This is a genomic window from Micromonospora sp. NPDC049366, from assembly GCF_044466625.1.
Classification (GTDB): Bacteria; Actinomycetota; Actinomycetes; order Mycobacteriales; family Micromonosporaceae; genus Micromonospora.
The window spans coordinates 1-12118 of record NZ_JBITMV010000010.1 but is presented as its reverse complement, the minus strand read 5'-3'; the positions used below and the strand labels follow the sequence as shown (position 1 = coordinate 12118).

Below are 12118 nucleotides of genomic sequence, written 5' to 3'. Positions count from 1 at the left end.
GGTGCCGCCCCGCACCCGACGATCCCGCACCGTCGCGTGCGTCGACCGGGGGTACGGCCGCCGCAACGGAAAGGTTCGATCTCAGCCGTGCACGTGACCGTACGCGGTGGTACGCCGACGCGCCGGTCGCCCGGCCGCCTCGGCGATCGCCCGCAACTGCTCCTCCGTACGCGCCGACCCGTTCGCGGACCCGGCCATCCGGGAGATGGTCTCCTCCATCAGCGTGCCGCCCAGGTCGTTGCAGCCACCCTGGAGCATCGCCACCGTGCCGGCGTCGCCGAGCTTCACCCACGAGCACTGGATGTTGTCGATCCGCCCGTGCAGCAGCAGCCGGGCCATGGCGTGCACCGCCCGGTTCTCCCGCCACGTCGGCCCCGGGCGAGCGATGCCGGCCAGGTAGATCGGGGCGTTGGTGTGCACGAACGGCAGCGCCACGAACTCGGTGAAGCCCCCCGTGCGGTCCTGCACGTCGGCCAGGACGCGGAAGTGCGCCAGCCACTGCCCCGGGTGGTCGACGTGGCCGTACATCATCGTGGAGCTGGAGCGGATGCCCAGCTCGTGGGCCGTGCTGACCACGTCGACCCAGGCGGCGGCCGGCAGCTTGCCCTTGGTCAGCACCCAGCGGACGTCGTCGTCGAGGATCTCGGCGGCGGTCCCCGGGATGGTGTCCAGGCCGGCCTCGCGCAGCTGCGTCAGCCACTCCCGCACCGGCACGCCGGCCTTCGCCGCCGCGGTGACGATCTCCATCGGCGAGAACGCGTGCACGTGCATCCCCGGCACGCGCGCCTTGATCGCCCGCACGATGTCGGCGTAGCCGGTGACCGGCATCTTCGGGTCGATGCCGCCCTGCAGGCACACCTCCGTCGCGCCGGCCGCCCACGCCTCCTCGGCCCGGTCGGCCACCTGGTCCACCGAGAGCCGGTACGCGTCCGCGTCCCGCTCCCGCTGGGCGAAGGCGCAGAACCGGCAGCCCACATAGCAGACGTTGCTGAAGTTGATGTTGCGGTTGACCACGTACGTCACGTCGTCGCCGACGGTCGCCCGCCGCACGTCGTCGGCGAGCCGGCAGAGCTCGTCCAGCGCCGGCCCGTCCGCGCCGAACAGGGCCAGCGCGGCGTCGGTGTGCCGGCGCTCCAGCAACGCGGCCGGGTCGTCGGCGGCCAGCCGCAGCGCGGCCCGCAGATCGTGGTCGCCGGCACCGGCCGGCGCGGCGGTCACCTTCGTGGCCACCTCCGCCCAGTCGCCGTAGACGCTGTCGAAGTCGCCCCGGCGATCCGTCGTGCGACCGGCGGTGTCGATGGTGACGTGCAGGTCGGTACGCCCGCCGAACACCTCGTCCGGCTCCTGCCACGGACGGCCGACCGGACGGGCGTCCTCGACCGCCAGGCCCGTCTCCGGGTCGGCCAGCGCGGTGACGTGCGCGAGCAGCCGCGGGTCGAGCCACGGGTCGCCGGCCCGGACGTACTCCGGGTAGACGGTCAGCCGCTCCCGCAGGGTGAAACCGGCCTCCGCCGTACGCCGGGCCAGGTCGTCCAGGTGCGGCCAGGGGCGCTCCGGGTTCACGTGGTCGGGGGTCAGCGGTGACACCCCACCCCAGTCATCGATGCCGGCGCGCAGAAGCAGGTCGTACTCGCCCTCGATGAGGTTCGGCGGGGCCTGGATGCGCGCCCGCGGGCCGAGCAGCACCCGGGCCACCGCCACCGTGGCGGCCAGATCGTGCAACTCCGCGTCCGGCATGCCGCGCATCGCCGTGTCCGGCTTGGCGCGGAAGTTCTGCACGATCACCTCCTGGAGGTGGCCGTACTCCCGCTGCGCGCGGCGCATCGCGAAGATCGCGTCGACCCGCTCCGCGTGGGTCTCGCCGATGCCGATCAGGATGCCGGTGGTGAACGGCACGCCGACGCGGCCCGCGTCGTCGAGCACGCGCAGCCGCACCGCCGGCTCCTTGTCCGGCGAACCGAAGTGCGGGCCACCCGGCTCCGACCACAGCCGCGTCGCCGTGGTCTCCAGCATCATGCCCATGCTCGGCGCCACCGGCTTCAACCGCTGCAGCTCCGACCAGGAGAGCACGCCCGGGTTGAGGTGCGGCAGCAGCCCCGTCTCCTCCAGCACCGCCACCGCGCAGGCCCGCAGGTAGTCCAGGGTGGAGTCGTAGCCCCGCTCGTCGAGCCACTGCCGGGCCGCCGGCCAGCGCTCCTCCGGCCGGTCACCGAGGGTGAACAGCGCCTCCTTGCAGCCCTGCGCCGCGCCCTCCCGGGCGATCGCCAGGACCTCGTCCTTCTCCAGGTAGGCAGCCGGCAGCCGGTGCGGCACGGTGGCGAAGGTGCAGTAGTGGCAGCGATCCCGGCACAGCCGGGTCAGCGGGATGAAGACCTTCTTGGAGTACGTGACGACGCCCGGCCGCCCGGCCTCGCGCAGCCCGGCGTCGCGGATCCCGCCGGCGACGGCGAGGAGTTCGTCCAGGCTCTCGCCGCGGGCGCCGAGCAGCGCGGTCGCCTCGTCGACGTCCAGTGCCCGACCGGTCTCGGCCCGGCGCAATGCCCGGCGGACAGTCGCCTCGGTCGGGCCGGAATCGGTGCGATCAACCATCCGCTCAGCCTAGGCGTTGATCGGAGCGGCACGCGCCGCCCCCACGTTGAGCGGCCCCGTTCACAGGTACGAGGGCCGCCCGTCGCTGTCGAGGGCCCGTGTCCGCGAAGAGTGGCCGGACCCGGTGCGGCCACTCTTCGCGGGTCAGCGGGCGCGCGTCAGCGTGGGGTCTCGGGGTCGTCGCCCGGGTTGATGCGCTGGGTGCGGTCGCTCTCGCCGTCCGTGGGACGCGGAATGGCCTGGGTGGGCTCGGCCGGCTCGCGCGGGATGGCCTGGGTGGGCTCGGCCGGCTGGCGCGGGATGGCCTGGGTCGGGTCGGCCGACGGCGGCTGCCCGAACGGCGGCGCCGGGTTGGCCGGCGGCGCCGACTGCGGCGTGGGATTGAACGGCGGCGCCGACTGCGGGGTCGCGCCGAACGGCGGGACCGGCTGGCCGTACGCCCCGGGCTGGCCGGTGTGCGGCGTCACCGGGTAGCCGCCGGGCTGGCTCGGCGCCGCCCAACCGCCGGGCTGGTTCGGGGCCGGGTACCCGTGGGGCTGGCCGGCACCGGGCTGGCCCGGAACGGGACCCCCGGGCTGGCCGACGCCGGGCCAGCCGCCGGGCTGCTGCGGCCAGCCGGGCTGCGGCGACCCGTACACGCCGGGCTCCGACTTGGGCTTCGGCACGTAGTACCAGGCCCGCCAGATCGTGACGACCACGTACGCGGCGACGGCGAAGATCGCGAACCACGCCAGCCGGGTGAGCAGGCCGAACAGGACGTCGAGCAGCTCACCCTCGGCGAGCCGGCCGACCATCCAGATCAGGAACGTGAGGGCGCCGAACACGGCGCTGGCCGCGTACTCGACGAGCGCCACCTGGGTGATCAGTTTCGCCTTCGGCACCACCGGCTGGAGGTGGGTGGCGAGCAGCACGGCCAGCACCGGCAGCGCCACCGCCTGGAGGCCGACGAACGCGAAGTACGCGTCCCCCGCCCGCCCGGTGAAGGTGCCGTAGTCGGTCGGGGTCAGCAGGCGGAGAAGGCCGACGAAGAGCAGCACGGCGTTCGCGCCGAGCAGCACGAGCGCGGCCAGTTCGCGTAGCGGCTTGGTCAGCTGGCGGGCCTGCGACGCGTCCCTGGACGCGGGCTCGGCGGGGCTGGTCACGTGCTCTCCCTGGGGGCGAAAGCGGACAGTTGCCGACGTGAGCCTAGTCTCCCCGACCAGCGGCGGACCGCAGGCGTCGCGTGCGCGAGGATGGTCGGTATGCGCATCGTGGTTCTCGCGGGCGGCATCGGAGGCGCCCGGTTCCTGGTCGGGGTGCGGGCGTACGCCCGGCAGGTGGGCGCCGAGGTGACCGCCGTCGTCAACGTCGGCGACGACCTCTGGCTGCACGGCCTGAAGATCTGCCCGGACCTGGACAGTGTCATGTACACCCTGGGCGGGGGCGCCGACCCGGAGCGCGGTTGGGGGCGCGTCGGGGAGAGCTGGACGGTCAAGTCGGAGCTGGCCGCGTACGGGGCGGAGCCGTCCTGGTTCGGGCTGGGCGACAAGGACATCGCCACTCACCTGGTGCGCACGACCATGCTCAACGGCGGTTACCCGCTCTCCGCCGTGACCGAGGCGCTGACGACCCGCTGGCAGCCCGGCGTACGCCTGCTGCCCGCGACGGACGAGCGCCTGGAGACGCACGCGGTGGTGGACCTCGACGGCGGCCAGCGGGCGATCCACTTCCAGGAGTGGTGGGTGCGGTACCGGGCGGACGTTCCGACGCACCGGTTCGTCTTCGTCGGCGCGGAGACCGCCAAGCCGGCGCCCGGTGTGCTGGACGCCGTCGCCTCGGCCGACGTGGTGCTGGTGGCACCGAGCAACCCGGTGGTGAGCATCGCGCCGATCCTGGCCGTGCCCGGCCTGCGGGAGGCGGTGATCGACGGTCCGGCACCGGTGGTGGGCGTCTCGCCGATCATCGGCGGGGCCCCGGTGCGGGGGATGGCCGACCGCTGCCTGGCGGTGCTGGGCGTCGAGTGCAGCGCCGCCGGGGTGGGCGGCCTCTACGGCGCCCGGTCGGCGGGTGGCCTGCTGGACGGCTGGCTGGTCGCCGAGGAGGACGAGGGCACGCTGGTGCCCGAGGTGACGGTCCGCGCGGTCCCGCTGCGGATGACCGACGAGGCGGCGACGGCGGCGATGGTCCGCGCCGCGGTGGAGTTGCGGTGAGGCTGGAGATCCTGCCGGTGCTGGGCATCGGCCACGTGTCGGAGGGCGACGACCTGGCGGCGCTGATCGCCACCGCCGCGCCCTGGCTGCGGGACGGCGACGTGCTGGTGGTCACCAGCAAGATCGTCTCGAAGGCGGAGGGGCAGCTCGTCGACGTCCCGGCGGACGGGCCGGAGCGGCAGACCGTCCGGGACGAGGTGCTGGCGGCGGAGACCGCCCGGGTGGTCGCCACCCGGGGCGCGACGCGGATCGTGCAGACCCACCACGGCTTCGTGATGGCCTCGGCGGGGATCGACGCGTCGAACGTCGACAAGACCCGGTTGGTGCTGCTGCCGAAGGATCCGGACGCCTCTGCCCGGGCGTTGCGCGCGGCGTTGCGCGAGCGCTACGACCTCGACGTCGCCGTGGTCATCAGCGACACCATGGGTCGGCCCTGGCGCAACGGGCTGACCGACGTGGCGCTCGGCGTGGCCGGCATCTCCGCCCTCCGCGATCACCGGGGCGAGGTCGACCCGTACGGCAACGAGCTCCAGCTGACCCAGATGGCGGTGGTCGACGAGCTGGCCGCCGCCGGTGAGCTGATCAAGGGCAAGATCGACCAGGTGCCGGTGGCCGTGGTGCGCGGTTACCTGACCGGCACCCGGCCCGACGAGGACGAGGCCGGCGCCGCCGTCCTGGTCCGGGACGCCGCGCAGGACCTGTTCTCGCTCGGCACGGCCGAGGCGCGGACCGCCGGCCTCGTCGCCGCCGTGACCCTGCCGGACGGCCTCGGCGACACGCCCGCCGACCCGGCCGCGGTGCGTCGGGCGATCGACGCGGTGGCCGCCGTCGTCGCGCCCGGCACGGTGTTCACCCTGGTCGCCGACGACGACGACGTACGCGCGGGTCTGGTCGCCGCGGTGCCCGGCTGGCCGGCCCGGGCCACCACCCTGGTCCTCGGCTCGCCGCCGACCCCGGTGGACACGACCGACCTGGTCCGCTTCGGCGCCGACGTGCACCGGCTGCGCGTCGCCCTGGCGGTGGAGGGCGTCCCTTCCCTCCTGCTGCCCCCGCCCGCCGGCAGCACCGCGAGCGCCGCCCTGGCCCTCTGACACCCCACGGGGTCAGGCCTTGAGAACGGCTCGGCCCAGGGGGGTCAGGGTGTGCAGGACGGTGTTGCGGTCCCGGTGGCTGACCAGCAGCCCCGCGTTGCGCAGCACCGTCGCGTGCTGACTCGCCGCCGCCGCCGAGATGTTCAGCCGCCGGGCCATCTCGCCGGTGGTGCAGCCGTCGTCGCTGACCTCCAGCACCGCCGCCCGCGTACGACCCAGCAGCGCCGCCAGTGCCTCGTGGCCCGGCATCGCCCCGGTCGACCCGCCGCCGTCACCCCCGGCGGGCACCAGCCCACCCAGCCGGTCGACCGGGTAGACCAGGACCGGCGGCAACGCCGGATCGAGCAGCGCCACCGGCGTACGCGCGCAGAAGAACGACGGCACCAGCAGCAGCCCTCGACCGTCGAGGTGCAGCTCACGACTGTGCGGATAGTCGCGGACCTCCAGCAGGCCGGCGTCCCAGCGCATCGCGGGCCGCAGGCTGTTGAGCAGCCCCTCCACGCCGCCGTCGAGCAGGGCGCGGGCCCGACGGCTCCGGTCCGCCTCGACGGCCGCCTGGATCCGCGTCCAGTACGGGCTGATCGCCAGCGACCGGTACTGCTCCATCGAGTCGGTCAGCATCCGCAGCACGTCCGGCTCGCCCCGGGCCAGCGCTCCCGCCGACGACGGAAGCGGGTTCTCCCCGGCGAGCACGGTCAGGTCCCGATGCAGCAGCGGAACGGGTGTCCTGCGGACGGCCTCCAGCCCCGCCTCGAAGCCGCCGACGCTCGCGTACGGGGTGAGGAAGTCGGGGAAGTAGCCGCGCGGCGGGTTCAGCGCGAACAGGAGGCGCAGCTGGTCCGAGGCGCCGTCCTGGCGCAGCCCACGGGCCACCGTCCGGCGCCAGGTCGCCATGAGCGGATCCCGGCTCCGGCCCTGCAACAGGTGCAGGCTCAGGACCAGCTCCCAGACCGGGTCGGCGGCCGGCGCCACCCTGGTCCGGAGGATGTCCTCCCCAGAAAAGTAGATCTTCAGCATGGTGCGCTCCCGCTCACCCGGCGAGGGCTACCGGGCGACCTTTCGCACTCTACCGGCCGGCAGTTATCTCCATCTTTAAGCGTGGGCTGAAAAACCTCGACGCCCCCGGGCCCGGTTGGGCATGCTTCGACTGCCCACGAATGGTGTCGGGCGCGTCCAACGCGCATCGACACCGGGCACCGGGGCCGGGGAGGGCCGGCGACCGGGCGGCACCACGAGGGTCTGCGGCCCTTGCTCCGCAGGGGTGCCGCCCGGCCGCACCGCCGGCACATCGGCCACCCACCGATCGCACGCCCGGCGGCGCACCGCCCGACCGGCCGCCGTCGCCACGCCGGGCGAGACCCGCTCAGGCCACCCAGAGCGCCACCCGGTGATCCTCGTCCGTGACGTAGAAGCACTGTCCGGACAACTCGGCCAGACCCTCCACGTGGTGGAACGGCGCGAGGTCGGCCACCACCTCCCCGGGCAGCAGGTGCCCCTGCGCCGCCGGGTCGGCGGGCAGCCGGAAGCGGACGTGCCGGGACGTGACGTCACCGCCCTTGGGGTGGTCGTCGAGCAGCACCGAGCCCTTGCCCAGCGCGTCGATCGAGCCGATCACCGCCGCGTAGCCGCCGTCGTCGGTCGGCGCGATCGCCCGGAAGCCGGTCAGCGCGCCGGGCGGTGTCACCCCGGTCAGGGCGTACGCCCGCAGCGCCCGCGGCCACGCGGGCCGCCCCTCGAACATGGCCGGCACACCGGCCAACTCCACCAGGATCGGCTCGCCGTCCGTGGTGACCGGGAAGCGCAGCCCGAGCAGCACCGTCCCGGTCGGGGTGAACGCCGCCGCCTCCACGTTCAGCGGCAGGTCGTCCGGGGTCAGCCGGCTCACCCAACTCTTCGCCCGGGCGGTGCCCCGGGCCAGCGTCTCCACGATGAAGCGGGCACGCACCCGCTCGCCCGGCGGCAGCGGGGTGAGCGCCGCGCCGGCGAGCGCGTCGTTGACCGCCCGGTGCACGCGGAACCGGTTCCGCACCACCTGCAGTGGCACCGGGCCCGTCGCGGCGTCGTCCTCCCGGAAGCGGGCGACGAACGCCCGGCGGGGCCGCAACGGTCCGGACTTGGAGCCGAAGTGCGACCCGAAGACATAAACCCAGCCGTCGTGGTGGGCGAGCGCCTCACCGTCCTCGGTGCGGCCGTTCTCCGCGCCGGCGTCGGCGGCGACGAGGTGCGACATCCAGACGCCGTCCGCGCGCTCCAGCAGCAGGGCGAGGCACCGCTCGACCGGCCCCTCGTCCAACACCGTCCAGAAGCCACGGCGCGCGTCGTGGGCGCGCAGCAGCGCCGCCGACCGTACGGGCAGCAGGTCGCTCGCCTCGTTGCCGCCGACGACGAACTCCACGAGTCGCAGGGTCACCCGGCCAGCGTAGGCGGGGCCGGCTCGTAGAGTGTCGCCATGCCCGACGCCTCGACCGCGACCGCACCGGCCGACACGTACGCGGACCTGCACGCCGACGCGATCGCGCTGCTCGACCGGTGGACCCCGACCAGTCGCAGCGCCGGCGTCGCCGCAGACCGCACCCGCGCGCTGCTCGACGCCGGGCCGGTGGCGATGAGCCGCGCCCACCGCCCCGGGCACGTCACCGCCAGCGTGCTGGTGTTCGACGCCGGCGGCAGCCGGGTGCTGCTCTGTCTGCACGGCAAGCTGCGACGCTGGGTGCAGCTCGGCGGGCACTGCGAGCCCGGCGACCGTACGCTCGCTGACGCCGCCCTACGCGAGGCGACCGAGGAGTCCGGCATCCCCGGCCTGCTGATCGACCCGGTGCCGATCGACGTGGACATCCACCCGGTCAGCTGTCAGGGCGGCTCACTGCACTACGACGTCCGGTTCGCGGTGCTCGCCCCGGTCGGGGCGGTGGAGCGGGTCAGCGACGAGTCGGCCGCGCTCGGCTGGTTCCCGCCGGACCACCTGCCCGAGCCGCTGGCGGGCGGGACGGCACGGCTCGTCGCGCCGGCCCGCGCGGCCCTCAGACGTAGTCCTCTTCGCCCCGCTCCTTGAGCTCGTCGACGACGGCCTTCACGTCCTGGGCCCGGTCGCGGGGGCAGACCAGCACCGCGTCCGGTGTGTCCACCACGATGAGGTCGCGCAGCCCGATGGCCGCCACCAGCCGGCCCGAGTGCGGCAACACCACCAGGCCGCTGCTGTCCCGCAGCAGCACACCCGGCTTCGCCCCGCCGAGCACCACGTTGCCGGCCGGGTCGGCCGGCAGCACGTCGCCGAGGGTGTGGAAGTCGCCGACGTCGTTCCAGCCGAAGTCGCCCGGCACGGTGGCCACCCGGCCGGCTGTCGCCGCGCCCTCCATCACCGCGTAGTCGACGGAGATCTTCGGCAGGGTCGGCCAGACCGCGCCGAGGACGTCGTCCTGCTCGGTGGTGCCCCAGGCGGACGCGATCGCGGTGACACCGGCGTGCAGGGCCGGCTGCTGGCGCGCCAGCTCGGCGAGGAAGACATCCACCCGCCACACGAACATACTGGCGTTCCAGAGATGCCGGCCGGAGCGCACGTACGCCTCGGCCACCTCCGCCGCCGGCTTCTCCTTGAACTCGGCGACCATGCGCAGCTGACCGTCGCCGAGCAGCTCACCGCACTCGAGGTAGCCGTAACCGGTCTCCGGTCGGGTGGGGGTGATGCCCACCGTCATGAGCAGCCCACGCTCGGCGCCCCGCATCGCCTCGCGGACCGTCTCCGCCCAGCGCAGCGGGTCACCGATGAGGTGGTCGGCGGCGAACGAACCCATCACCGCGTCCGGGTCACGCAACGCGATCACCGCGGCGGCCAGCGCGATCGCCGCGCAGGAGTCGCGCGGCGACGGCTCCACCAGGATGTTCTCCTCGGGCAGGCCGGTGAGCTGCCGTGCCACCGCCGCCACGTGCGCGGCCCCGGTGACCACCAGCGTCCGCTCCGGTGTGGTCAGCGGCGCCAGCCGCTCCACCGTGGCTTGGAGCAGGGAGGCGGCGGACCCGGTGAGCGGGTGCAGGAACTTGGGGTGCCCGGCCCGGGACAACGGCCACAGTCGTGTGCCGCTGCCGCCAGCCGGGATGACCGCGTAAAGCATCAGCACATCATGCCCGACCGGCGCACGGCCGGATGGGCGGATAGCGGGCCCATCCGGGGCATCAGGCGCGCGCCCGGCTCCATGCCGCGATGTGGACCTCGGCGCTGGACTCCCAGGTGAACTCCTTGGCCCGATCGAAACCGGCCTTGGCCAGGGCCAACCGGCGCGGCTCGTCGTCCAGCAGGACGGTCAGGTCGGTGGCGATCTGGTCTGGGTCCTCGCTCGTGTACGCCACCGCGTCACCGCCGACCTCGGGCAGCGAGAGCCGCGGGGTGGTGAGCACCGGCGCGGCGCACGCCATCGCCTCCAGGATCGGCAGGCCGAAACCCTCCCCGTAGGACGGGTAGGCCGCGACCAGCGCGCCACCGAGAAAACCGGGCAGGTCCGCGTAGCGGAGGTAGCCCGGGCGCAGCAGGCGCAGGTGCGAGGGCACCTCGGCGACCGCCCGGTCGATGTCGTCGTCGTGCCCCTGGCCACCGGCCACGACCAGCGCGGGCGGGTTGGGCCGGTCGGCCACGGCCCGCGCCCAGCCGCGGATCAGATTGGGGACGTTCTTGCGCGGCTCCTTGGCGCCCAGGAACGCGATGTAGCTGCTGCTGCCCAGCCCGAGCCGCGCCCGCACCCGGGCCTTCTCCTCCTCGGTCGGGGCGTGGAAGGCCGCGTGGTCGACACCGTGGTAGGCCACGTCGATCCGGGTCGGGTCGGCGTCCAGCAGCCGGATCAGCTCGTCACGGGTGGCCTTGCTCGGCACGATCACCCGGTCGGCGCGGCGCAGCGAGGTCTTGATGGCGCTGCGGAAGAAGGTGCGGCGGGACTTGTCGTAGTGCTCCGGCTCGGTGAAGAAGGTCGCGTCGTGCACCGTCACCGTGACCGGACAACCCGCCCGCAGCGGGCAGGTGTAGAAGGGCGAGTGCAGCACCTCGGCCCCGACCTGCTGGGCCAGCAGCGGCAACCCGGTCTGCTCCCAGGCGAGCCGGGCGGGTCGGTGCGCGACGGCGGCGGGCGCGGGAATGATCTCGGCCCCGGGCAGCATCCGCGTGTAACGCTCCAGGTCCGTCCGCAGGCTCACCACCGCGAGCTCCACGGCTGTGCCGCACACCTTGCCGAGGGCGCCGAGCAGGCCGTCGACGTATCTACCGACGCCGCCACGGTCGGCGGGGACACTCGTGGCGTCGATGAGCACGCGGGGCGGGCGACCGGCGGTCACGGGGCGACTCCTTGAAGCTGATGGATCTGTGGGGAACAACACGTCGGGGGGTAAGCCTACGCCGGAGCCGACCCCGGACGTTGACTGCGACCCGACCGTACGCCGACTTGTCATCGTCATCGAGTACGTGCCACGGGGGCGTATCGTTCGCCCCGATGGCCGAGAACATTGCCCGGGTGTTCGCCGACGCGGTGGCGACCGACCCGACCCGACCGCTGCTCACCTGGTACGACGACGCCACCGGCGAACGCACGGAACTGTCCGGCGCGACTCTCGCGAACTGGGTGGCGAAAACCGCCAACCTGCTCGTCGACGAGCTGGCCGTGGGGCCCGACGACCGCGCCGGGGTGCTCCTGCCGCCGCACTGGCAAACCGCCGCGGTGCTGCTGGGCTGCTGGTCGGCCGGGCTCACCGTGGCCGAAGCCCCCGGTCCGGTCGAGGTGCTCTTCGCCGCCGCGGACCGCGTCGACGAGGCGCCCGCGTGGCCGGCGAACGAGCGGTACGCGCTCGCGCTGGCCCCGTTCGCCATGCCGCTGCGGGAGGTGCCGCCGGGCTTCGTGGACTACGTGGTGGAGGTACGCACCCACGGTGACCACTTCACGCCGGTCCCGACCGGCGGGCCGGCCGAACGGGAACTGCTGACGCGGGCCCGGACGCGGGCGGCGGAGTTCGGCCTCGACGCCGGCGACCGGGTGCTGGTCGATGCGGCCCGCTACGCCGACCCGGTGGACTGGCTGCTCGCTCCCCTGACCGCCAACGCCACCGTCGTCCTCTGCGGCAACCTCGACGAGTCCCGCCTCGAGAACCGCCAACAATCCGAAAAAACCACCAAGACCCTCCCCTAATGGGAGGTGTCGGGTCAGTCGGGAGGCAGACTCGATGTCCGGTAGCTGCGGGCGAGTGAGCACTCCCACCCCTTGGACCGGTGAGTCC

At 74.0% G+C, this 12118-nt stretch carries 10 protein-coding genes; 4 read left to right on the top strand and 6 right to left on the bottom strand.

All coding sequences use genetic code 11. The annotated features are described in order from the left end of the window. Positions 1–81 precede the first annotated feature (81 nt). Together ACIBTV_RS15800 and ACIBTV_RS15795 are read right to left on the bottom strand one after the other, a co-directional pair. Complete coding sequence (locus tag ACIBTV_RS15800; protein WP_396705392.1) at positions 82–2589, bottom strand: bifunctional FO biosynthesis protein CofGH; 2508 nt, start codon at positions 2587–2589, stop codon at positions 82–84. Positions 2590–2747: 158 nt separating this feature from the next. Further along, positions 2748–3731 carry a hypothetical protein gene (locus ACIBTV_RS15795; RefSeq protein WP_396705390.1) on the bottom strand — a complete coding sequence of 328 codons (984 nt, stop codon included), beginning with the start codon at positions 3729–3731 and terminating at the stop codon, positions 2748–2750. Positions 3732–3830: 99 nt separating this feature from the next. On the opposite strand from ACIBTV_RS15795, the gene cofD reads away from it, so the two are divergent. Together cofD and ACIBTV_RS15785 are read left to right on the top strand one after the other, a co-directional pair. Continuing rightward, on the top strand, positions 3831–4778 hold the full coding sequence (gene cofD / locus ACIBTV_RS15790; protein WP_396705388.1) for a 2-phospho-L-lactate transferase: 948 nt from the start codon (positions 3831–3833) through the stop codon (positions 4776–4778). Continuing rightward, complete coding sequence (locus ACIBTV_RS15785; protein ID WP_396705386.1) at positions 4775–5869, top strand: coenzyme F420-0:L-glutamate ligase; 1095 nt, start codon at positions 4775–4777, stop codon at positions 5867–5869. Before cofD ends, ACIBTV_RS15785 begins: the two co-directional genes overlap by 4 nt. 12 nt (positions 5870–5881) lie before the next feature. Here the strand turns inward: ACIBTV_RS15785 and ACIBTV_RS15780 are convergent, their stop codons facing one another. Together ACIBTV_RS15780 and ACIBTV_RS15775 are read right to left on the bottom strand one after the other, a co-directional pair. Continuing rightward, complete coding sequence (locus ACIBTV_RS15780; RefSeq protein ID WP_396705384.1) at positions 5882–6886, bottom strand: ArsR/SmtB family transcription factor; 1005 nt, start codon at positions 6884–6886, stop codon at positions 5882–5884. A gap of 346 nt (positions 6887–7232) precedes the next feature. Continuing rightward, on the bottom strand, positions 7233–8279 hold the full coding sequence (locus ACIBTV_RS15775) for a hypothetical protein (RefSeq protein WP_396705382.1): 1047 nt from the start codon (positions 8277–8279) through the stop codon (positions 7233–7235). Between the two features lie 39 nt (positions 8280–8318). Between ACIBTV_RS15775 and ACIBTV_RS15770 the strand changes: the two genes are divergently transcribed. Further along, positions 8319–8921 (top strand): NUDIX hydrolase, encoded by a 603-nt coding sequence (locus ACIBTV_RS15770; RefSeq protein ID WP_396705380.1) that lies wholly within the window; start codon positions 8319–8321, stop codon positions 8919–8921. Here the strand turns inward: ACIBTV_RS15770 and ACIBTV_RS15765 are convergent. Then, a complete protein-coding gene (locus ACIBTV_RS15765) occupies positions 8890–9978 on the bottom strand; it encodes a mannose-1-phosphate guanylyltransferase (protein ID WP_396705378.1) in 1089 nt (362 codons plus the stop codon). The genes ACIBTV_RS15770 and ACIBTV_RS15765 overlap by 32 nt on opposite strands. A 61-nt stretch (positions 9979–10039) precedes the next feature. Next, positions 10040–11185: a glycosyltransferase family 4 protein gene (locus ACIBTV_RS15760; protein ID WP_396705376.1), complete on the bottom strand. Its 1146-nt coding sequence runs from the start codon at positions 11183–11185 to the stop codon at positions 10040–10042. A gap of 155 nt (positions 11186–11340) precedes the next feature. Between ACIBTV_RS15760 and ACIBTV_RS15755 the strand changes: the two genes are divergently transcribed. After that, positions 11341–12030, top strand: a complete 690-nt coding sequence (locus ACIBTV_RS15755) for a TIGR03089 family protein (RefSeq protein ID WP_396705374.1) — start codon at positions 11341–11343, stop codon at positions 12028–12030. The last annotated feature ends 88 nt before the right edge of the window (positions 12031–12118 follow it).